General features: G+C 61.8%; 18 protein-coding genes. 7 read left to right on the plus strand and 11 right to left on the minus strand.

Annotated elements, in window-relative coordinates:
- The first annotated feature begins 3 nt into the window (after positions 1–3).
- The 3 genes from K3136_RS01140 to K3136_RS01150 are packed head-to-tail and all read left to right on the plus strand — an operon-like array spanning position 4 to position 2,722.
- A complete protein-coding gene (locus tag K3136_RS01140; protein ID WP_221431102.1) occupies positions 4–780 on the plus strand; it encodes a type III pantothenate kinase in 777 nt (258 codons plus the stop codon).
- On the plus strand, positions 777–2,432 hold the full coding sequence (locus K3136_RS01145; RefSeq protein ID WP_221431103.1) for a ribonuclease J: 1,656 nt from the start codon (positions 777–779) through the stop codon (positions 2,430–2,432). Before K3136_RS01140 ends, K3136_RS01145 begins: the two co-directional genes overlap by 4 nt.
- A gap of 17 nt (positions 2,433–2,449) precedes the next feature.
- Positions 2,450–2,722 carry a DUF1467 family protein gene (locus K3136_RS01150; RefSeq protein WP_221431104.1) on the plus strand — a complete coding sequence of 91 codons (273 nt, stop codon included), beginning with the start codon at positions 2,450–2,452 and terminating at the stop codon, positions 2,720–2,722.
- A gap of 4 nt (positions 2,723–2,726) precedes the next feature.
- On the opposite strand, the gene K3136_RS01155 is transcribed toward K3136_RS01150, so the two are convergent.
- Entirely contained in the window at positions 2,727–5,345 is a 2,619-nt protein-coding gene (locus tag K3136_RS01155; protein WP_221431105.1) for a coiled-coil domain-containing protein, read from the minus strand.
- Between the two features lie 193 nt (positions 5,346–5,538).
- Between K3136_RS01155 and K3136_RS01160 the strand changes: the two genes are divergently transcribed.
- The 3 genes from K3136_RS01160 to K3136_RS01170 are packed head-to-tail and all read left to right on the plus strand — an operon-like array spanning position 5,539 to position 9,085.
- On the plus strand, positions 5,539–6,705 hold the full coding sequence (locus tag K3136_RS01160; protein WP_221431106.1) for a hypothetical protein: 1,167 nt from the start codon (positions 5,539–5,541) through the stop codon (positions 6,703–6,705).
- 35 nt (positions 6,706–6,740) lie between these two features.
- Positions 6,741–7,706 (plus strand): hypothetical protein, encoded by a 966-nt coding sequence (locus K3136_RS01165; RefSeq protein WP_221431107.1) that lies wholly within the window; start codon positions 6,741–6,743, stop codon positions 7,704–7,706.
- The gene (locus K3136_RS01170; RefSeq protein ID WP_221431108.1) at positions 7,703–9,085 is read left to right on the plus strand and encodes a sensor histidine kinase; all 1,383 of its coding nucleotides are present in this window, start codon (positions 7,703–7,705) and stop codon (positions 9,083–9,085) included. Before K3136_RS01165 ends, K3136_RS01170 begins: the two co-directional genes overlap by 4 nt.
- A 48-nt stretch (positions 9,086–9,133) precedes the next feature.
- Here K3136_RS01170 and K3136_RS01175 read toward each other — a convergent pair whose 3' ends face one another.
- Together K3136_RS01175 and gltX are read right to left on the minus strand one after the other, a co-directional pair.
- Entirely contained in the window at positions 9,134–10,420 is a 1,287-nt protein-coding gene (locus K3136_RS01175; protein WP_221431109.1) for a citrate synthase, read from the minus strand.
- 20 nt (positions 10,421–10,440) lie between these two features.
- Positions 10,441–11,871 (minus strand): glutamate--tRNA ligase, encoded by a 1,431-nt coding sequence (gene gltX / locus K3136_RS01180; protein ID WP_221431110.1) that lies wholly within the window; start codon positions 11,869–11,871, stop codon positions 10,441–10,443.
- A gap of 28 nt (positions 11,872–11,899) precedes the next feature.
- On the opposite strand from gltX, the gene K3136_RS01185 reads away from it, so the two are divergent.
- Positions 11,900–14,086 carry a ComEC/Rec2 family competence protein gene (locus K3136_RS01185; protein WP_221431111.1) on the plus strand — a complete coding sequence of 729 codons (2,187 nt, stop codon included), beginning with the start codon at positions 11,900–11,902 and terminating at the stop codon, positions 14,084–14,086.
- Between the two features lie 68 nt (positions 14,087–14,154).
- Here K3136_RS01185 and lexA read toward each other — a convergent pair whose 3' ends face one another.
- The 8 genes from lexA to trpE form a co-directional block, all read right to left on the minus strand.
- Positions 14,155–14,847, minus strand: a complete 693-nt coding sequence (gene lexA, locus K3136_RS01190; protein WP_221431112.1) for a transcriptional repressor LexA — start codon at positions 14,845–14,847, stop codon at positions 14,155–14,157.
- Positions 14,848–14,972: 125 nt separating this feature from the next.
- Positions 14,973–15,446 carry a cyclic pyranopterin monophosphate synthase MoaC gene (gene moaC, locus K3136_RS01195; RefSeq protein WP_221431113.1) on the minus strand — a complete coding sequence of 158 codons (474 nt, stop codon included), beginning with the start codon at positions 15,444–15,446 and terminating at the stop codon, positions 14,973–14,975.
- Positions 15,439–16,224, minus strand: coding sequence for an indole-3-glycerol phosphate synthase TrpC (gene trpC, locus K3136_RS01200; RefSeq protein ID WP_221431114.1), 786 nt, complete (start codon positions 16,222–16,224; stop codon positions 15,439–15,441). Before trpC ends, moaC begins: the two co-directional genes overlap by 8 nt.
- Positions 16,221–17,213 (minus strand): anthranilate phosphoribosyltransferase, encoded by a 993-nt coding sequence (gene trpD, locus K3136_RS01205; protein ID WP_221431115.1) that lies wholly within the window; start codon positions 17,211–17,213, stop codon positions 16,221–16,223. Before trpD ends, trpC begins: the two co-directional genes overlap by 4 nt.
- Complete coding sequence (locus tag K3136_RS01210; RefSeq protein ID WP_221431116.1) at positions 17,210–17,824, minus strand: anthranilate synthase component II; 615 nt, start codon at positions 17,822–17,824, stop codon at positions 17,210–17,212. The genes trpD and K3136_RS01210 overlap by 4 nt, the downstream gene beginning before the upstream one ends.
- 60 nt (positions 17,825–17,884) lie before the next feature.
- Positions 17,885–18,847 (minus strand): prolyl aminopeptidase, encoded by a 963-nt coding sequence (pip, locus tag K3136_RS01215; RefSeq protein ID WP_221431117.1) that lies wholly within the window; start codon positions 18,845–18,847, stop codon positions 17,885–17,887.
- Positions 18,840–19,688: a phosphodiester glycosidase family protein gene (locus K3136_RS01220; RefSeq protein ID WP_221431118.1), complete on the minus strand. Its 849-nt coding sequence runs from the start codon at positions 19,686–19,688 to the stop codon at positions 18,840–18,842. The genes pip and K3136_RS01220 overlap by 8 nt, the downstream gene beginning before the upstream one ends.
- Entirely contained in the window at positions 19,685–21,109 is a 1,425-nt protein-coding gene (gene trpE, locus K3136_RS01225) for an anthranilate synthase component I (protein WP_247711496.1), read from the minus strand. Before trpE ends, K3136_RS01220 begins: the two co-directional genes overlap by 4 nt.
- Positions 21,110–21,175: the final 66 nt, after the last annotated feature.

Consider the following 21,175-nt stretch of genomic DNA (forward strand, 5'->3'; position numbering starts at 1 on the left):
GCCATGTTGCTTGCTGCCGATGTCGGAAACACAAACGTGGTCTTCGCCCTGTTCGAGGGGCGTGAGATCAAGGCGCGCTGGCGGATCGCCACCGACGCTCGGCGCACCGGCGACGAATACGCTGTCTGGCTTCTCCAGCTGCTCGAAATCGAGGGCTACAAGCGTGAGGATATCGACCAGATCATTATCGGGTCGGTGGTACCGCGTTCGATCCACAATCTCAGCGTCCTTTCGCGGAAGTACTTTGACGTCGAACCGATGATCGCAGGGGCAGGGGAGGCCGACTGGGGCATCGAAGTCGACGTCGACGAGCCCCGTTCGCTGGGGGCAGATCGTGCGCTCAACGCGATTGCAGCTCATGCGAAATACGAGGGCGATCTCGTCGTGATCGACTTCGGAACGGCGACCACCATCGATGCGGTCGACTTCAACGGTGCCTACAAGGGCGGCATTATCGCGCCCGGTATCAATCTCTCGCTCGATGCGCTGGTGGGCAACACGGCCAAGCTTCCCCGCATCGCGATCGAGAAACCGTCTAGCACGAGCGTCATTGGCCGAAACACCGAAGACCAGATGCTGATCGGCGTATTCTGGGGCTATGTGGCCCTGATCGAGGGCTTGGTAGACCGTATGAAAACGGAAATCGGCCGACCTGCAAAGGTAGTTGCCACCGGTGGCCTCGCCCTCCTGTTTGACGAAATTACAGACCTATTCGACGAGGTGGACAGCGACCTGACGCTGGACGGCCTCGCCATGCTTGCGGAGCGCGCATCCTCTTGAAGAAGAATTTCACCCCCGAAGACGAACTCCTGTTCCTGGCCCTGGGCGGCTCCGGCGAGATCGGCATGAACGTCAACCTCTACGGTTGCCAGGGCCGATGGCTCATGGTCGACCTCGGAATGACCTTTTCCGGCGGGCAGTATCCCGGCGTCGATCTCGTTTTCGCCGATCTCGAATTCATCGAGGATCGTTCGAAGGATCTCGAGGCAATCGTCCTCACCCATGCGCATGAGGACCATATCGGCGCGGTGCCCTATTTCGCCGCCGATCTCGGCGTCCCGATCTACGCGACGCCGTTCACGGCAGAACTGGTGCGCCGGAAGCTGGAAGAGGCCGATCTCGAAGGCGAGGTCGAACTCAACATCATCGAGGAAGACCATGGCAGCTTAAAAATCGGTCCCTTCGAGATCACCTACATCCCGCTCGCCCATTCGATTGCGGAGGGCAATGCGCTACTGATCGATACGCCGCATGGTCGCATCTTTCACACCGGAGACTGGAAGCTCGACGAGGACCCGATCATCGGCGAGCCGACAACCGAGGAAGAGCTTACCGAGATTGGTGACGAGGGTATTCTCGCGCTCGTTTGCGACAGCACCAACGTCTTCAACCCGTCGCCGAGCGGATCCGAGGGCGCGGTGTTCAAGGGCCTGCTGGAAGAAGTGCAACGCCATGTTGGCAAGCGCGTCCTCGTGACGACCTTCGCGAGCAATGTTGCCCGGCTTCACACCCTGGGTGAAGTCGCTCGGGAGACCGGCAGGCAATTGTGCGTTGCGGGGCGTTCACTCGACCGCATCATCGATGTCGCCCGGCATAATGGATATCTCGAGGACTTCCCCGAAACTATCGATTTCGACACGGCTATGGGTTTGCCCCGCGGTGAGGTGCTGATCATTGCAACCGGGGGGCAGGGCGAGCCTAGGGCGGCGCTGTCCCGGGTATCGGAAGACAATCACCCGATCGAACTGGTGGCAGGAGACGTCGTCCTGTTCTCCAGCCGCCAGATTCCCGGCAATGAACTGGCAATCGGCGCCGTCCAGAATCGCCTTGCCGCAAAAGGCGTCACCATGGTGACCGACCGCCAGAGCATGATCCACGTCAGCGGCCACCCCGGCCGCCCCGAACTGGAAGCGCTCTATGGCTGGCTGCGACCGGAAATCCTTGTCCCTGTCCATGGCGAAGTCCGCCATATGCAGGAACAGGCAAGGCTCGGGATTGCGAATGGCATCCCTGACGCGGTCTTCCAGCAGAACGGAGACATCGTTCGTCTTGCTCCCGGCGCACCGGGAAAGATTGCCGAGATCAGGGCGGGGCGCCTCGTTCTCGACGGTGACATTATCGCGCCGGCAGATGGCGACAGCATCGTTATGCGCCGCCGGATCATGCACGAAGGCGTGGTGATCGTTGCCCTCGATGACCAGCTCAACCCCCTGATCGACAGCCTTGGTTTGCCCCTGGATGAGGATTACGAGGATTTCGTCGCGGAGGCGCGGCAGGATATCGTCACTGCGATCAAGCGGCTGAAGGGTAAGGACGGAAGATCGGCTGCGGCCGTGCACGAGGCTGCTCGACTGGCTGCACGCCGGGCTGCCCAGCGCTGGTCGGGCAAGCGTCCGCAGGTTCGCGTCATGCTTCCCACGAGACTTGGATAAGCTTCATGTCATTACCGATGGAATGGACTTCGATCGTCGCGATTTACGCGCTTTTCTGGGTCGTCAGCGCGTTTGTGTTGCTTCCATTCGGAGTGCGTACGCCAGACGAAGAAGGCGTTGCAAAAGTGCCGGGACAGGCCGACAGCGCTCCGGTCAACTTCCGGCCGGGTCTTTTGGCAAAGCGGGCGACGATCCTCGCTGCCGTGCTCTGTACGCTTTACGTCCTGAACTATGCCTATGGCTGGATCGAGGCCGAAGACCTTATCCTGTGGGGCCCGGGCGCCGAGTGATCGCTCACTGGCGCAGGCGTTCCAGGGCCTGTGCCAGTACCACGTAGAGCTTGCCCATATCGCTCGACAGCAGGGTGACGCTGACCGCATTACCGTCACGGGTCGAAAGCAGCGTACGCAGCATCGCTTCGAAATCATGGATGTAGCGATTGACGTGTTCGCGGAAATCGCTGTCTGCATCGTATAGTTCTGCGATTTCCCTCGCTTCGCTGTTGTCGATCAGGCGCACCGCGCGGCGCGTGAAGATACCGCGGTCGCCGCGCAAGTAGCTTGCCCAAGCGGTGTCGGTGACCTCGCTGGAAAGCGCCTTCGCGATGTCGATCGCATTGGAGTTGAGGCTTTCCGTAATCAGCGCAACGCGGCGGGCGAAATCGCCATCAACCGTGTCGGTTGCCTTCTCGCGCGCCTGGGCGATGCGCGATTCCAGATTGGTGGTCAGTTCGTTGAGCCTGCCCAGTTGATCGCGCAGCTGCTGCGTCATGGCGCGCGCCGCTTCTTCTGAACGTTCGCGGGCTGCTTCCAGATCGGCAAGCGTGGACTGTGTCTTGTCGGCCAAGGCCTTGTCGATGGCTTCCACGCTCTGCTGGCCGACCTTGGTCGAAATCTGGCCGATGCGGTGCGCCTGTTCCTCCTCGATGGAGGAGAGCGCAGCGCGGGCGCGGTTCTCCAGTGTAGCTATCGCTTCACGCAGCTCGCCCTGGACATGGGCTGCCAGTTCGTTGCTTTCGTTCGAAAGTGCAGCAAGTCCGGCGCGCAGGCGTTCGACGCTGTCGATTTGCGCTGTTGCTGTCTCGCCGAAGTTCGCCTGGAACGCGTCGAAACCGTCCATCGCCTCTCGTGTTCGACGTTCGATGGCGGCCATGCTCTCGGTGAGGGTATCACCGGTGGCGCGTGCCTGCCCGAGGAGGTTCTGGACTTCGCCGGCCCGGCGTTCGATCTCGGCAAGCCGGTTCTCGGACGCTTCCATCGCTACGGGCAGTTCGTCACTGCTGTGCTTGGCGCTTGCTTGGATGAGTTCGAGCAGGCGAACGCTGGCATCGGTCAGGCGGGCGATATCGCGATCGGTCCCTTCAAGGGCCTCGCGGCTGTCGCGCAATTGCGCATCGAGCGCGTCGATGCCGCCGGCAACAGCTTCGCGCGCCTCATACCCGTGCGCGGCGATATTGGAGAAAGTCTCACCCAGGGCCGAAACACGTTCGGTCAGGGCCTCTCCTTCTTGGGTGAGGGCCGCGATCTGCGCGAGCTGAGCCTCGCGGCGCTCCGCAATAGCGGCGTCGAGGAGAGTGAACTTCTCTTCGAGTTGACCGGCGATTTCGTCCTGAGCGGCGGCGAGGGAGCGCGTGCGCTCGCGGGTTTCGTTCTCGAAAGCCTTGTTGCGTTCGGCGATCCGCTGATCGACCCGCGCTGCCTCTTCGGAAAGCGCGCGGAGCTTAGCATTTGCCGCTTCGATGGCCGCTTCGTCGATTTCCTTGATCTCGCTCACCGCCTCGGCGAGGCGGGCGCGCATATTCTCGATCTGGTTCGACCAGGCTCCCATAGCCGCATCTTCACCTTCGCGAACCGAACGGGCGATTGCCATCGCCTCATCGCGCAGGGAGCCGATGCGTTCACGCATGGTCGATAGGGCGAGTTCCTCGTCCGCGCTCGCCTGTTTGTGTACTTCAGCAATTTCGCTGCGCAGGGATATCGAACGTGCATTGAGCGCGGCCAGCGCTTCGATTTCATGGCCGTTCAGTTCGTTGCGGAACTCTTCGCTTTCTGCCCGCAAGGCAGCAAATCGTTGTTCGGCAATGGCTTCGAGCTCCTTGGCCTGCTCGCCGAATGCCGTCATCGCGTCGTCGACGCTCGTCCGCACGTCTGCGATGCGGCGCTCGCTTTGGCTGCCATGCTCCTCGAGGGTCGCAAAACCTTCGACCAGCGCATCGAGCTGTTCCTGTGCGGTGCGGCCCACAGCGCCGATGCGATTGGTAACGTCCTTTGCCGAGCTCGCGATGACCGGCAGATCGTCCCGCAACTTGCCCATATTCTCGAGCGCCGTCTGGCTGACAGTGGCAATTGCATCGACCTGCTCGCCATTGTCGCGGATCAGGCCCTGCAAACGATCGGCATTTTCGGAAATCCGTTCGGTAGCGCTGCGACCGAGATATTCGAGGTCGCGGGTCTGGCTGCCGAGAAATTCGCGGGCCAGGCTAAGCTCGCGGTTGACGACCACCAAGCGCTCTTCAAGCCTCCGCGATTCTTCGGAAAGACTGTAAGCAATCTCCCCGAACCGCTTGGCTTCGCGAGCGGAATTGCGCGTCGCCAGCATCCAGAGGCCCACGATCAGGAGCACCGGTATTGCCCAGGAAGTGGTCCAGGCAATACCCTGCTGGGCAGTGGCTCCGGCAAGCATTTCGGCGCGATTGGCCCAGAGGAAAAATCCGGTCCATCCGGCTATTGCCAGCAGCGCGAGAGTGGGCACGATCCATCGGCGTTTCGGGAGGACGGCTTCCTCCTCAAACCATTCCGCGTCTTCGTATTCGACTTCTTCGGTCTGTTCCTGTTCCAACGTTTCCGCGGTTTCGGGAGCTTCCGGCGAGGTTTCCTCACCTTCGACGACGGTAATGTGCGAGCGCTTAGCCATTTGGAGGATTTACCACAATCGGGACGGGCTTAAACCCCTGTTTAACCATAAACAGATGCGCTTCGAATGGAGGCAGGCCCCGGGAATGTCGTGATTATGGGCAATTTGCGCGGTGAGACGGCTTGGCAGCAGGTGGTCTCCATCCCTATGACCGGACAGGAAAACCACGGGAGTTCGTCGATTGCGCATCGCATTGCTGTCTACGCTCGAGAGAAATCCCGAGCCCGGGCTGCTGCGTCCGGCATTCCGGAGTTATGCCGGTGCGATGGTGGTCGAGCGACAGCTGGATCTCGCTTTGCAGATGGGCTGCGAAATTGTCGCTTGCTTCGTCGACCGGATCGAGCGCGAAGTCATCGAATTGCAGCGCCGGGCAGAGGAAGCGGGCCTGAAGTTCGTCCCCGTACGGGAAACGGCGCGACTTTTCTCCCTCGTGGGTGAAAACGACGAGATTTTCGCGGTTGCGTCAGGCGTGCTTCCGGAACCCGATACCGTCGAAAGGTCGCTGAAAGGCCATGGCGTTCTGGCGTTGCCGGCCGACCTCGCGGTGCCGCTTGGGTTCGAACGGATCGATCTTGAACTGGCCTGGGCGGGCGTGATGCTGGTGCCGGGCAAGCTCATAAAAACGCTTGGGAATCTCCCGGAGGATGTCGATGCACCTTCCGCACTGATGCGGATAGCCCTGCAAAACGGCACACGCATCGTTCAGCTCGATCGCAAGCTGATCGACGAGCAAGAGTGGCATATAGACCCCAATCCCAAGGCCTTGGCCGAAAGGGAGCGCAAGTGGATCGACGCCCAACGTGAACCGATCGCCTTCACCGCTCCGGGACTGGCCGTGGCAGAGCGTGCCGGTGCTCGACTGGCCAGGGACGTGGTCGGGCGAGGAGCAGAGCGGAGCGCTACCGTCGCATCGGCGGTCTTTGCAATTCTCGCATTGGGCCTTGGGAGTTACTTCGGAGCGTGGCTGGGGCTGGGCCTCGCCGCCTGCTCCGCAATGCTCGCAAGAATGGGCCGGGTGGTCGAACGGGTCGCTCGCATGGGCAAGCCCGAGACAAAGCCAAGCCTGCTGCACCGCGTTCTCGAATGGGCCCTCGACCCGATAATCGTATTCCTGCTCTACCTGGGATCGCCAGAGGAGTTCGGATATCTGAGGTGGTTCGTGCCGGTCATGCTGGTCGGCCTCCTGCGCCTGGCGGAGCGTTTCGCCAGCGAACCATGGCGATCCGCCTATGCAGATCGCATCCTGCTTGCCGGCATCCTTTCTGTTGCCGCGTTCTTCGGATTTTCAAGCGAAGTCTCCGCGGTTCTCGCCTTGCTGATCCTCGTGAGCCGTTTCTTCCAGCCGGTTGGCGAGGGATAACGGCGGCTTAACCATGCCTGTGTTAAGGGCATCCGATGGACGGGATTTCTCCCATGGATGATGCCGAGAAAAAGCGCGGCAGCAGCCTTCGCGACGCATTGGCGCGAGGGGATGCTGCGCTTGCAGGAATCCAGCCAATCCTGTCCCACTTGCTATCCGCGCCTGACCATTCGCTCTTCAGCGACGAGATAGTCGCCCGGGTCAGGGGAATGATCGCTGACCTCGCCAACCAGATCCTTCGCGCCCAGGCCGAAAGCACCGGTGAGAACGGTCGCGACGCCTTTGCGGTCCGTCACGCCGAAGCCCTGGGCGAACATCTGCAAGCCTCTTGCGAACTCCTTTCCCATTGCCATGCCCTGGCTGTCGAGTGGCAGGTGACCGAAAGGCTGGAGGCGGAATTCGGGCTGGATCCAGTCCTGTCACCTCTCATGCAGCGAATGATCGCCGACGCCGACGGGTGGGTATCTTCCGGCGCAATGGCGGCACTCGCGGCGCAGGCGCGCTTCGTCCAGTCGCAGCGCCGGATGGAGCTGCCGATCGCGGAGTTGCCCGGCGACCTGTTCCACCGCACTCTCCTCAACTGGCGGGAATACTGCGGCGAGGGGCAATCGGAAGCCGTGACCCGGGCAGAAACCAAGTTGCGGGCAGGTTTCGACGAAGGGGCGGGGAGGCTCGCATTGCTCTCACGGCTCGTGTCCGCCCTGGGCGAGCGAGCGCAAGGTGCACTGGCGATCGAGGAAGCAGGATCGGGACTGTTCTTTACCGCACTTGCCAATCTTTCGTCCCAGCCGCGGGGGCTGGCCGTGCTTTCAAGCCATGCCCGACAGGCGGTCCGTTTTGCGCTTGGCCTGCGCGCTGCCGGCATGCAGGCCGCCCAGATCGACGAAACTCTCCTGATGTTGCATCCCAGCGGCGCACCGGTTGCCGGACTTGCCGACATCGGTGAGCGTGAAGCGCGGACGCTGCTCGCCAGCTCTAGCGAAGGGTTCGGCGCAAGATGAGTGAAACGATCCAGACATTGACCCAAGCCCGCACTGATGGAGAGGACCGCCTGATCGAGGCCGGAGAGCAGCTGGCCGATTTGAACCGGGCATGCGGCGGTGAGATTGGGAAAACGCTCGCAATCCCTGAACTTCTCTCGTTGGTCGTGAAGGCTCGTCAGTATGGCTTGAAGCTGGCCCGCCAGTTCAAGGCCGTCGATGGCGACGAGCAAGTCACTGCCTGGGCCGAGATCACGCCATCGCTCGCTGACAACCCCGGTTGCGACATCTCGATTGCCAATTGGCATGTCGATGATGCTCCGCAGGAAAGCGCGGAGGACGAAATCCGCCGTCGCACCGAAATCAACCGCCATCTGGCAGAGTGCTCGGCGCGCCTCGATCCGCAGCAAAGAATACTCTCCATCGAGACCGATGCCGAAGACCTCGAGCAGTTCGCCGAGAGGATCCGGAATGCCATCGGCAAGCCCTGGACCGATTTCGTCGAGTTTCCCGGCAATGCACATCCCCAGCCGATGCATTGGCGTATGCTCGATGGCGCGGCATGCCGGATCGAAGGTTCGCGCCGGAGCTGGTCGGCCCATCTCGAGCCTCTGGGCAAGGTCGATCCGGGCAGTGCGGGATTCGTGCTCTATCTCAGTGCTTCACAGCCACTTGCGGCAACAAATGCGTCTGTCGCAAGCAGGACGCCGTCGCTTGGCCGTGAACTTACACCGGTCCTTCGCCAACCGATCAATCGCATCATTGCCAATGCGGAGACGATCCGGACAAAGCTGGCGGGCCCTCTTGACGAGCAATACAGCGATTACGCCGGCGATATTGCCAGTGCTGGCCAGCATCTCCTCGCGCTGATCGACGACTTGTCGGATCTCGAAGTGGTCGAGGCTGACGATTTTTCCACCGCACCCGACCTTATCGACCTTGCCGACGTGGCGCGGCGGGCTTGCGGAATTCTCGGTGTCAGGGCCAGTGAGCGGCGAATCCAGCTCGATCCGCCAGCCGAGGGCGAAATGCAAATGGCGACCGCCGAATTCCGGCGCGTGCTCCAGGTTCTCCTCAATCTGATCGGCAACGCCATTCGTTATGCGCCCGAAGAGAGCAGGGTCTGGGTCAGGCTCGATCGAGTGGGCAACAGGGCGATGGTAACCGTGGCCGATCAGGGGCACGGTCTCGACGAGGAGCAGCAGGCCAAGGTGTTCGAGAAATTCGAACGGCTCGGCAAGCATGGCGATGGAGGCTCGGGCCTCGGCCTCTATATCTCGCGCCGGATTGCGCGCGCGATGGGCGGTGACCTCACCGTCGAAAGTGCCAGGGGGCAGGGCGCTCGCTTCACCCTGTCCGTTCCGGTGGCCGAAACCGGGGCTGGCGAACCGGATGCATAGAAAAAGGGGCGCCGAAGCGCCCCTGATCCATCAGATATTTCTGGCCGCTTAGCGCTGGCCGATCGGCACGTAATCGCGCTGGGTCGGACCGGTGTAGAGCTGGCGCGGACGGCCGATGACCTGGCCGGGATCGGAGATCATCTCGTTCCACTGTGCGACCCAGCCTACGGTGCGGGCGAGGGCGAAGAGTGCGGTGAACATCGTGGTCGGGAATCCGATCGAGTTCAGGATGATGCCCGAGTAGAAGTCGACGTTCGGGAAAAGCTTCTTTTCCCTGAAGTAATCGTCGTTGAGCGCGAGTTCTTCCAGCTGGAGAGCGGTTTCGAAAACCGGATCGTTCACGTTCAGCGCTTCGAAGACTTCGCGCAGCGTCTGCTGCATCACGGTCGCACGCGGATCGTAGTTCTTGTAAACGCGGTGACCGAAGCCCATCAGGCGGAACGGGTCGTTCTTGTCCTTCGCACGCTCGATGTAGTGCGGGATGCGATCGGGCGAACCGATCTCCTGCAGCATGTTGAGCGCCGCTTCGTTGGCGCCGCCATGTGCCGGGCCCCACAGGCAGGCGATGCCCGCAGCGATACAGGCGAACGGGTTCGCACCCGAGGAACCGGCAAGGCGGACGGTCGAGGTCGACGCGTTCTGTTCGTGGTCTGCGTGGAGGATGAAGATGCGGTCCATCGCCTTTTCGATGGCGGGGTGCACTTCATATTCCTCGGCAGGGACACCGAAGGTCATGCGCAGGAAGTTGCCGGTGTAGCTGAGGTCGTTCTTCGGCTGCAGGAAGGGCTGGCCCACAGCGTACTTGTAAGCCATCGCAGCGATGGTCGGCATCTTCGCGATCAGGCGGTGGCTCGAGATCTTGCGATGCTCGGGGTCCGAAATGTCGGTGCTGTCGTGGTAGAAGGCCGAAAGGGCGCCGACGACGCCGCACATGATCGCCATGGGGTGCGCGTCGCGGCGGAAGCCCTGGTAGAACTGGCGCAGCTGGTCGTGGACCATGGTGTGACGCGTAATCGTGTCATCGAAAGTCGCGAGTTCATCGGCGCTCGGCAGTTCGCCGTTGAGCAGCAGGTAGGCGACTTCCATGAAGCTGGAATGCTCGGCCAACTGGCCGATCGGGTAACCGCGGTGGAGCAGGACGCCTTCTTCGCCGTCGATGTAGGTCAGGGCGCTTTCGCAGCTGGCCGTCGACTTGTAGCCCGGATCGTAGGTGAACTTGCCGGTCGTGCCGTACAGCTTGCGAATGTCGATGACGTCGGGTCCGACGCTTCCCTCGAGAACGGGGAAGTCCTGGGCCTGATCGCCGATGTTGAGAGTTGCCTGCTTGTCGGCCACGCGTGTCTCCTTGGTCCGTCTTATTCCTTGCCTGCGGGCAGAGCCTGCGCGTCGATACGCGCGAGTGACTCTTCCTTGCCCAGCAGGACCAGTACGTCGAAAATTCCGGGCGATGTGGTGGTGCCCGTCAGCGCGGCCCGCATGGGCTGCGCCAGCTTGCCGAGGCCCAGTTCGAGCTGTTCGGCATACGATTTCGTAGTGGCTTCGAGAGCCTCGATTGTCCAGTCATTTTGCGCGTGCAGGCGCTCCGAAAGGCCGCCAAGCCGCGACTTTGCCTCGTCGTCGAGCAAACCGGCCGCCTTTTCGGTCATTTCGAGCGGGCGGCTCTTGAACAGGAATGCAGCGCCCTCTGCGAGTTCATCGATGCTGCGGGCACGGGTCTTGAGAACCGGCATGGCTTCCGTCAGCAGCTTTTCGTCGGCATCCGTTCCGATCTTGGCTGCGACAAGGCCTGCCAGGCGCGCGTCGTCAGCCTCGCGGATATAGTGACCGTTGAGGTTTTGGAGCTTTTTGATGTCGAAGCGCGAAGGGCTTTTGCCCACACCGTCGAGATCGAACAGTTCGATGGCCTCTTCACGCGTGATTTCCTCGCGGTCGCCATGGCCCCATCCCAGGCGCAGCAGGTAGTTGAAGAGGGCCTCGGGAAGCACGCCTTCCTCGTCGCGATAGGCTTCGACACCGACCGCGCCGTGCCGCTTCGACAGCTTGGCGCCGTCCGCGCCGTGGATCAGCGGGACATGGGCGTAGACCGGGTCCGGCCAACCGCCCTCGATCGTATCCATTGCCCGGATAATGGGAAGCTGGCGGAAGGCGTTGTTGAGATGATCGTCGCCGCGGATGATATGCGTCACGCCCATGTCATGGTCGTCGACGACAACCGCAAGCATGTAGGTCGGGGTCCCGTCTGCGCGGAGAAGGACGTAATCGTCGATCTCGGCATTCTTGACCTTAACCTTGCCCTGGACTTCGTCGTTGATGACCGTTTCGCCTTCGGTCGGGACCTTAAGGCGAATGACGTAGGGCGCACCCTCGGGTGCTTCGCTCTCGTCGCGATCCCGCCAACGGCGGTCATAGCGCATGGGCTGCTTGTTCGCGCGCTGCTGGGCACGCATTTCCTCGAGCTCTTCGAGGGTGGCGAAGCACTTGTACGCCTGGCCTGCCTCGAGCAGCTTCATCGCGACTTCGGCATGGCGACCGGCGCGATCGGACTGGAACACGGGCGGTTCGTCGAAGTCGAGGCCCAGCCAGTCGAGACCTTCGATGATCTTGTCGATCGCGTCCTGTGTGCTGCGCTTGCGATCGGTATCCTCGATCCGCAGCAGCGCGCGGCCGCCGTGATGGCGTGCGTAGAGCCAGTTGAACAGCGCCGTACGTGCCCCGCCGATATGGAGGAAGCCCGTAGGCGAGGGGGCGAACCGTGTGACAACCTGTTTGCCGGTTTCGCTTGCCATTCCCTCTTCAATCCTTTCAACTACTTGCATGGCGACGCAGGGGGCATCGCGGGTTCCGTTCGGCGATGCGGATGATACCGCCGATGTTGCAGTGCAGCGCCCTTGGCGCATGCGTGCGCTCTTGTCCAGATTTGGGGACGGAATCGAGGCATTTCTCGGCAATTCCGGGTTCGATCGTGGCCCGTGGCTGGTGGTTGCCCTGGCTGCCGGCATCGGCAGCTGGTTTGTCCTGGGCGAACCTTGGCAATGGATGGGCGCGATTGGCCTCGCGCTTCTGGTGTCGATTGCATCGCAGGCATCATTTTCGCGAAGAGATGAACGGGCAGGGCTCAGGCTCGCCGGTTCGGCACTTGGAATCGCGTTTGCGCTCGGGATGGCGCTGATCTGGGTTCGCTCCGAAATGGTTGGCGCAGAACCGATTGCCCGGCCGGCCCTGATGCAATTGGACGCACGCATCCTGGATCGCGAGGAGCAGCCGGCCGAGGGACGCGTTCGTCTCGTACTGGCGGTTCGTGACGCGGAAAATGCCAGACCGCTCAAGTTGCGCGTGAATGTGCCGGCTGCAAGGGACGATGCGAGCTTCCGGGAAGGTGCCCGCGTGAGATTGCGGGCCCGATTGATGCCACCTTCGCCACCCCTGCTTCCGGGGGCCTATGATTTCGCGCGCTCTGCCTGGTTCAAGGGATATGCCGCCACCGGATCCCTGGTTGGCGACGTCGAGCTGGTTGAGCCTGCTCCACCTGCCAGCGGATTGATCGCGAGTATCCAGCGCAGTCTTTCCGGACACGTACGTGAACACCTCGATGGGCCGTCGGGGACAATCGCCGCGGCTTTTGCCAGTGGTGACAGGGGGTCGATTTCCGAAGCCGACGAGGTCGCCATGCGCGATGCAGGCCTGACGCACCTCTTGTCGATCAGTGGACTGCATGTGAGCGCGGTGATCGCGGCGGCCTATTTCCTCGCTTCGAAACTCATCGCGTTATTCCCCTGGTTGACCCTGCGGATACGCATCCCGCTGGTGGCGGCAGCCATCGCTGCACTTGCGGGGATCGCTTACACACTGCTGACCGGGGCGCAGGTCCCGACAGTGAGAAGCTGCGTCGGTGCGATGCTGGTCCTGATTGCGCTGGCATTGGGACGCGAGCCGCTCTCGATGCGAATGGTGGCCGTAGCGGCGGTGGTCGTCCTGTTCCTCTGGCCGGAATCGCTGGTCGGACCGAGCTTCCAGATGAGCTTTGCCGCCGTAATCGGGATTGTGGCACTCCATAATTCACGACCCGTCCGGGATTTCCTGGCTCCGCGCGAGGAGAGCGGCGCGCGCTGGTTTGGGCGCCGCATCCTGATGCTCTTCGCAACCGGCATGGTCATCGAGATCGCACTCATGCCGATCGTCTTGTTTCATTTTCACCGGGCTGGCCTTTACGGGGCCTTCGCCAATGTGATCGCGATCCCGCTCGTCACTTTCATTTCCATGCCATTGATAGCGGTTGCTCTGGTCTTCGACCTGATCGGGGCGGGTGCGCCCTTCTGGTGGCTGGCGGGGGTGTCGCTCGACCTCCTGCTCGAGATAGCTCGCACCACGGCCGCTCAGCCAGGGGCGGTGAAACTGGTGGCGAATATCCGCTTGGCAACTTTGCTCATGTTCCTGGCGGGCGCCCTCTGGATAGCCTTATGGCGGGGAAGGTCGCGGTTGTGGGGATTTGTGCCGGCCCTGATTGGCGTCGGCATGCTCCTATCCACACCCACGCCAGATATCCTGGTGACGCGGGACGGACGCGACATCGGCGTGGTCGACGAAGACGGCCTGGTGCATGTGCTGCGCGAAAGCAAAGGGTCCTATGCACGGGACAATATCGTCGAACTTGCGGGTACCGAGGCCAGCCCGATTCTTCTGTCGGAATGGGAAGGCGCGCGTTGCAGCGCAGATTTCTGCAGCCTGCCTATCACGCGCAATGAGCGGACCTGGCACGTCCTGGTGGCAAAGACGCGCAACCGCATCGACGAGCGGCAACTGGCCGCCGCTTGCGAAAGGGCTGACATAGTCATCGCCGACAGATGGCTCCCCCGTAGCTGCAGGCCGAAGTGGATGAAGGCCGACGGCCGCTTTCTTGAGAAAAGCGGGGGGCTCGCGATCCATCTATCCGACGAACGCTTCGATGCAGTCGTCGACAGTCAGGGGCGACATGGTTGGTGGCGGCCGACCACCGACCGTTAGATATGAAAAAGGGGCGCCCTGCGTTGTGCAAGACGCCCCGATTACTCGTGAAACTTTGTCGCGGACAATCAGTGATAGCGACGGAGCAAGCCGGCCAACTTGCCCTGAACCTTCACGCGCCCAGCCTCGTAAACCTGCGGCTCGTAAGCGCCGTTGGCAGGGTCGAGCCTGACCATCGGACCATCCTTGCGAAGGTATTTGAGTGTCGCTTCCTCGTTATCGACGAGAGCGACGACAATCTCGCCGTCACGGGCGGTTTCCGCGCGTTTCACAAGGGCGAAGTCACCGTCGAAGATACCCGCCTCGATCATGGAGTCGCCGGAAACCTCGAGCGCGTAGTGATCGCCGGGGCCGAGCAAGGCAGCCGGAACCGGCATGCTCGATTGACCCTCGATTGCTTCGATCGGGGCACCTGCGGCGATGCGGCCATGCAGCGGAACATCGATGATATCGTTGGCCGGTGCCGGTGCTGTCGGCCTGGCGGAATGGGCGGCGACAACTGCATCGTTGGCAGCAGGTGCGGGCTTCGATGCACTTGTGACCGAATCTTCGGGAAGCTTGATGATTTCCAGCGCACGAGCCCTGTTGGGAAGCCGGCGAATAAAGCCTCGCTCCTCGAGCGCCGAGATGAGGCGGTGGACGCCCGACTTGCTCTTGAGGTCGAGCGCTTCCTTCATCTCCTCGAAGGAGGGTGAGATTCCGGTTTCCTCGAGCTTTTCCTGGATAAAGCGGATCAGTTCGTGCTGCTTGGCAGTCAGCATCTGGTCACTCCCATGTTCCTGTTCACAAAGTTGTGAACGAATGTGGAACAATTAGGCAACCAATTTTCGTAAGTCAAGCAATCCCGCCATTTTCGAGGCAGTTCGGGAGAACAGGTGTTCCCGTTTCAGTCCGCTGCTCGCCAGGTTCCGGACTTGCCTCCGGTCTTCTCAAGGAGGCGGATGGCCTCGATGCGCATCCCTTTATCCAGCGACTTGCCCATATCGTATAGCGTGAGGAGTGCCATGCTCGTTGCCGTCATAGCCTCCATTTCGACACCAGTCTTGCCGGTCAGGGAAGCTTCGCTGCGAACCCTGATCCCGTCCGATTCGGTTGTGAAATCGACGGTTACGCTTTCCAGGGCGAGGGGGTGACAGAGCGGAATAAGCTCGCCGGTCTTCTTCGCGGCCATGATTCCGGCAATGCGGGCGGCGGCGATGGCGTCGCCCTTCGGGTGGGTTCCGTCGGTGAGAGCCTTGAGCGCCTTCGCGTTCATGCGGATGTAGCCCTCCGCCAGCGCGGTGCGGGCAGTGACTGCTTTCGCCCCGACATCCACCATGCGGGCTGCCCCCTTGTCGTCGAGATGGGTGAGCTTAGCCATGGAGCAATCTCCGGGTTGCCGCTGCGACGTCATCCTGGCGCATCAGGCTTTCGCCGACGAGGAAAGTACGCACGCCCGATTGGCTCAAGCGGACACAGTCGGCATGGGTGAAAATCCCGCTTTCTCCGACCAGCAAGGCATCGTCCGGAGCGTGCTGCGCAAGCTCCTCCGTCGTGGCAAGATCGGTTTCGAAGGTCTTGAGATTGCGGTTGTTTACACCGATCAGCCGTGACGTCAGTGCCTGAACCCGGTCAAGTTCGCTCCGATCGTGCACTTCGACCAGGACGTCCATGCCGAACTCGAGCGCGGCCGCTTCGATGTCCCGCATTGCCCCGTCTTCAAGAGCAGCGACGATGATGAGGATTGCATCTGCACCGATGGCCCGTGCTTCGGCGACCTGCCACGGATCGACCATGAAGTCCTTCCGAAGGACCGGCAGGGCGCAAGCTGCCCGTGCCTTCACCAGGTAATCTTCGTGGCCCTGGAAATATGGCGCATCGGTCAGGACGGAAAGGCACGACGCGCCGCCGGCCTCATAGGCCCGTGCGTGATCGGCGGGTTGAAAATCCTCGCGGATCAGGCCTTTCGAGGGCGAGGCCTTCTTGATCTCGGCGATCAGGCCGAAGCCCTCTGCCTGCGCCTTGGCCAAGGCAGCCTTGAAGCCGCGCGGTGCACTTTGCTCTGCGGCAAGTGCCTCGAGATCGGCAAGGGAGCGTTCGGCCTTTCGCGACTTAATTTCATCGCGCTTGGTTGCGCAGATCTGTTCGAGCTTGTTCATTTCGCCAGCGCAATCCAGTCGGCAAGCAGCTGCCTTGCCTTGCCGGAATCTATGGCTTCTCCTGCCATTTCGGCGCCGATGGCCCAATCGTCGGTCTTGCCGGCAACGATCAAGGTCGCCGCTGCGTTGAACTGGACTGCTTCACGATAGGGACCGGGGGTTCCCGAAAGCAGGGCCTCGAGGGCCTTTGCGTTATGCGCCGGGTCACCGCCCCGGATCGCTTCGACGGGGGAATGCGGAAGGTTGGCCTGCACCGCATTGACGCGGCGCATCTCGAAATCGTTACCGGCCACATCGGCGAGCTCGTTGCCGCCGGCAAGGCTCAACTCGTCCAGCCCTTCGTCTCCCGATGCAATGAAGGTCCGTTCGGTTCCGAGCTTGGCTTTGGCTGCGGCATAGATCGGCACATAGGCCGGACGGGCGATCCCGATCAGTTGCCGCTGCACGCCCGCAGGGTTCGAGAGTGGGCCCATAAGGTTGAAAATGGTGCGGACGCCGAGCTTCTGGCGAATTGGCTGGATCCGCCCCATTGCAGGATGGTGATTCTTCGCGAAGAGAAAGCAAATTCCCAGCTCTGCCAAGGTCTTTTCGGCGGTTCTTCCTACAGCTTCCATGTCCAGCCCGAGCGCCTCGAGCGTGTCGGCCGCACCCGATTTGCTGCTCGCGGCGCGATTGCCGTGCTTTGCTACAGGCACACCGCAGGCAGCCACCACGAGACTGACTGCCGTCGAGACATTGAGCGTATGATGCCCGTCACCGCCCGTACCGCAGCAATCGACAGTCCCCTCTGGGGCCTCGATCGGGATAAGGCGTTCGCGAAGGGCGCGTGCGGCGCCGGCGATTTCCTCGGAGGTTTCGCTACGCGCGGACATCTCGACGAGAAAGCGACCGATTGCCTCGTCGCTGGTTTCACCATCGAGAATCCAGCCGAAGACTTCATGCGCGTCACTCTCGGAAAGATGGGTGTCGGCAGAGGGTAATGTCTTCACGCAGGCTCCTTGGCTTCGATACCGCAGATTTTCAGGAAGTTGGCGAGCAGGGCGTGACCGTGTTCGGTCGCGATGCTCTCGGGATGGAATTGCACGCCGTGGATAGGAAGTTCCGCGTGGCGAAAGCCCATGACGCTGGCGCCGTCCAGACCCGGCGTCTCGCTGGTCGCGTTGACGACGAGGCAGTCCGGAATATTCTCTACAACGAGCGAATGATACCGCGTGGCTTCGTAAGGCGATGGCAGCCCGGCGAACACACCTGTTCCATCATGTACGAGGGCGCTGGTCTTGCCATGCATCAGGCCGCCACGCACCACGCTGCCACCGAAATGCTGGCCAATCGCCTGATGTCCGAGGCAGACACCGAGGAGCGGTTTGTTCGCCGCTTCACAGGCAGCGACCAGATCGAGGCTGACCCCGGCCTCGTTGGGTGTGCAGGGGCCGGGTGAAATGAGGTAGCCAGCCACATCGCGGTCGATCGCCTCTTGCGCCGTAATGGCGTCATTGCGCACGACCTCGACCTCTGCCCCCAGTTCCATCAGGTAGTGGACGAGGTTGAAGGTAAAGCTGTCGTAATTGTCGATTACGAGGATGGATCGGCTGTCAGTCATTCGAGCGGCTGTGTGGCGTCAGTATCGGCAGGGTTCAAGCAAGGATTGCTGCCAGTCTGGTCACGCCTGCTTGCCGGCTAGCTTGTCGGTCGCCCGGACAAGGCCGTCGATGATGCCGGGCTCTCCCGCGGAATGACCTGCATCGTGGACGATCCACAGCTCCGCTTCGGGCCATGCCTTCTTCAGTTCCCAGGCCGAGGTCGGCGGGGTGCAGATGTCGTGACGACCCTGAACGATGATGCCCGGGATGTGCTTGATGCGATCGACGTTCTTGAGCAGCTGCGCTTCCTCGAGGAAGAAGTCTTCCAGGAAAAATTTCGCGCAAATCCGGGCAAAAGGGACAGCCTTGGATGGATCGGCAAAGCTGTCCAGCAGATCTTCGTCGGGTAGCAAGGTGGCCACATTGCCTTCCCACAGGGACCATTCCCTGGCTGCCGCGAGCCTGATCTGCTCGTCGTCGCTCGTGAGCCTTTCGTAATAAGCTTTCACGAGGTTGCCCCGTTCGTCCTCGGGGATCAGGCCCGAGAAATCGTCCCATTGTTCGGCCATGATCTCGCTCGCACCATAGGTGTAGAGCCAGTCCTTTTCCTTTTGCCGAGCGAGGAACACACCGCGCAATACGATTTCGGAAACGCGATCGGGATGCGCCTGCGCGTAGGCGAGGGCGAGTGTCGCGCCCCAGCTGCCACCGAAGGCCTGCCATTTCTCGTGGCCACACATCTCGCGCAGCTTTTCCACGTCCTCGACGATGCGCCAGGTATCGTTATGTTCGATCTCCGCGAAGGGGAGCGACTTGCCGCAGCCCCGCTGGTCGAACAGCAGGACGTCGTAAAGTTCGGGATCCCATTGGCGGCGATGGGCGGGCGACATGCCGCCACCGGGGCCGCCATGCATGAAGACCGCGGGCTTGGCTCCGGGAGTGCCAACGCGCTCGTAATAGAGCGAATGTCCTTCGCCCACGTCGAGCATGCCTGTTTCGTAAGGCTCTATCTCGGGGTACAAACTGCGCTCGTAATCAATCATCGGGCGTGTCCTTTTTCCTGACCACCAGGATGGGGCCGATCGGTGCGCCGGTATCGAGGCGTTCGGTGGCGGGGTTCCACAAGGCCGATACGTTTCCGTCGAGGTAGAGTGCGTTCTGCACCTCGAGCACGTCGCGGAAGAACCGGGCAAGCTTGCCGAAGCTGATCGGCCCGTTCGAAATCACGAAGTGAGCACGGCCGCGATCATCGACGCCGACGCCATTGCGGATCAGGCGCGATTCGCCATCCTGCGAAAATTCAGGGTGCAGCTTTCCGTCGATGACCAGCATCGGACCCGACTGGGTTCCGAATTGCGGGCGTTCCGTCACATTGGCGAGGAAGTCCGCAGTCGTGCGCACCTCCCACTCGCCGTCCGACCCGTAGAAGACACCGTTCGGATCCATGTGGAAATTGCCCGAGCCCTCGTTCGTGTTGAGCGTCTGCAGGCGCTGCGAATTCTCGACGAAATAGCCGATCGGATTGCCTTCGTCGTCATACATGCCTGCATTCATCGCGAAGGCGATGGTCTTGCCATCTTCATTGCGCGAGAAGGCGGACAGGCTGCGGTAGGGCGACCCGTCGGGAGGGGACAGATCGGTCGCGATCGTGTGACGAGAGGGAACCGCGAGGCAGTGGGTAAGCGGCGTGTCCTCGAAGATGATCGAGCGGCAGGCACTTTCGACCTGCATGTTCCCGCCCTGTGTCGCTTCGGGCGAGGGTGTCGCCATAGGCGCAGGATCTGCTTTGCCGTCGATACGGGTCCGGGTAACCGGCTCGCCTTCGGGAGCGGGTTCGCATGCCGTAAGTGCAAGAAGTGGCAATGCCAGAAAAGCGTATTTCATTGTCCGTAACCGGGTTCCCTTGCGAGGCGGACGGCCTCGCGTGCTGCGGCGAATAGCGCACCGGCCTTGGCTTCGCATTCTCTTTGTTCATAGGCAGGATCGCTGTCGGCGACGATCCCCGCGCCGGCCTGCACATGCATGGTCCCGTCCTTCACGACAGCGGTGCGCAGGACGATGCAGCTATCGAGCGAACCGTCCGGTGCGAAGTAACCGACGCCGCCCGCATAGGGGCCGCGCGTTGCAGGCTCCAGCTCGGCAACGATTTCGCACGCCCGCACTTTGGGGGCACCGCTGACAGTTCCGGCGGGAAATCCTGCGAACAGTGCATCAAGCGCGTCGTGGGAAGGATCGAGCTTGCCCACCACATTGCTCACGATGTGCATGACATGGCTGTATCTTTCCACGGTGAAGCTGTCCGTGACGGTGACCGTTCCGCTCTTCGCAACACGGCCCACATCGTTGCGTCCCAGATCGAGCAGCATGAGGTGCTCGGCCCGTTCCTTCGGGTCTGCGAGAAGCGAGGCTTCCGCAGCCCTGTCCTCTTCGGGCGATTGACCACGGGGACGGGTGCCGGCAATCGGCCGGACGGTGACTTCACCATCGCGAACGCGAACGAGGATTTCCGGGCTTGAACCCACCACGGCAAATCCAAGTAGGTCGAGGAAATAGAGAAACGGCGAGGGGTTCACGCGGCGAAGGGCGCGATACAGCTCGATCGGAGGCAGGGCGAAGGGGGCAGTGAAACGCTGCGACAGAACGACCTGGAAGATGTCGCCCGCAGCGATATATTCCTTGGCCCGCATAACCATCGCGGCATAGTCTTCAGAGGCCATGACCGGCTGCGGGTCGGGATCACTGTAGTTTTCGTCATGCGCAGACAGTGCCGCCTGATGGGAAGTCAGGCGCGATAGGGTGCTGTCGATCCTTTCCTCGGCACGGGTCAGCTGCGCTTCGGCATCCTCACGGCCTGCCCATACAGGCGCGATGCAATATAGTTCGTCGCTCAGGCTATCGAAGACGAGAAGAACCGTCGGGCGCGTGAAGAGCATGTCGGGCACGTCGAGTGCCTGTGTCCCTGCACGCGGCAGTTTCTCGACCAGCCCGATCGTTTCGTAGCCGAAATATCCCACCAGGCAGGCAAGTGCAGGCGGGAGACCTTCTGGGACATCGATCCGGCAGTCCGCAAGCAAGGAGCGTAACGCCTGGAGGGTTGGATACTCCTGCGTTTCGAACGCATCCCGATCGTATTGCCACTGGCGATTGACTTCAGCCGTGTCGCCCTGCGCGCGAAAGACGAGGTCGGGATCGAGACCGAGCAGGCTGTACCGCCCGCGGACTTCGCCGCCCTCGACGGATTCGAGCAGGAAGTCGCCACGACCCTCTTCTATCAGCTGCGCGGCGGTGCCGACCGGGGTCACCATATCTGCAACCAGCCGCCGCCATACGAGGGCGGGGCGCCCGCTAGCGAGTGCCTCTAGCGCCCTTGC

It is taken from the genome of Qipengyuania gelatinilytica (assembly GCF_019711315.1).
GTDB lineage: Bacteria > Pseudomonadota > Alphaproteobacteria > Sphingomonadales > Sphingomonadaceae > Qipengyuania > Qipengyuania gelatinilytica.

Coding starts and splice junctions, on each gene's coding strand:
- K3136_RS01170 (WP_221431108.1), top strand. CDS start 7,703: ATGAGTGAAACGATCCAGACATTGACCCAAGCCCGCACTGATGGAGAG.
- pip (WP_221431117.1), bottom strand. CDS start 18,847: ATGATTGATTACGAGCGCAGTTTGTACCCCGAGATAGAGCCTTACGAA.
- K3136_RS01140 (WP_221431102.1), top strand. CDS start 4: ATGTTGCTTGCTGCCGATGTCGGAAACACAAACGTGGTCTTCGCCCTG.
- K3136_RS01165 (WP_221431107.1), top strand. CDS start 6,741: ATGGACGGGATTTCTCCCATGGATGATGCCGAGAAAAAGCGCGGCAGC.
- K3136_RS01150 (WP_221431104.1), top strand. CDS start 2,450: ATGGAATGGACTTCGATCGTCGCGATTTACGCGCTTTTCTGGGTCGTC.
- K3136_RS01210 (WP_221431116.1), bottom strand. CDS start 17,824: ATGACTGACAGCCGATCCATCCTCGTAATCGACAATTACGACAGCTTT.
- K3136_RS01185 (WP_221431111.1), top strand. CDS start 11,900: ATGGCGACGCAGGGGGCATCGCGGGTTCCGTTCGGCGATGCGGATGAT.
- K3136_RS01220 (WP_221431118.1), bottom strand. CDS start 19,688: ATGAAATACGCTTTTCTGGCATTGCCACTTCTTGCACTTACGGCATGC.
- K3136_RS01155 (WP_221431105.1), bottom strand. CDS start 5,345: ATGGCTAAGCGCTCGCACATTACCGTCGTCGAAGGTGAGGAAACCTCG.
- trpE (WP_247711496.1), bottom strand. CDS start 21,109: ATGGTGACCCCGGTCGGCACCGCCGCGCAGCTGATAGAAGAGGGTCGT.
- lexA (WP_221431112.1), bottom strand. CDS start 14,847: ATGCTGACTGCCAAGCAGCACGAACTGATCCGCTTTATCCAGGAAAAG.
- moaC (WP_221431113.1), bottom strand. CDS start 15,446: ATGGCTAAGCTCACCCATCTCGACGACAAGGGGGCAGCCCGCATGGTG.
- trpC (WP_221431114.1), bottom strand. CDS start 16,224: ATGAACAAGCTCGAACAGATCTGCGCAACCAAGCGCGATGAAATTAAG.
- gltX (WP_221431110.1), bottom strand. CDS start 11,871: ATGGCAAGCGAAACCGGCAAACAGGTTGTCACACGGTTCGCCCCCTCG.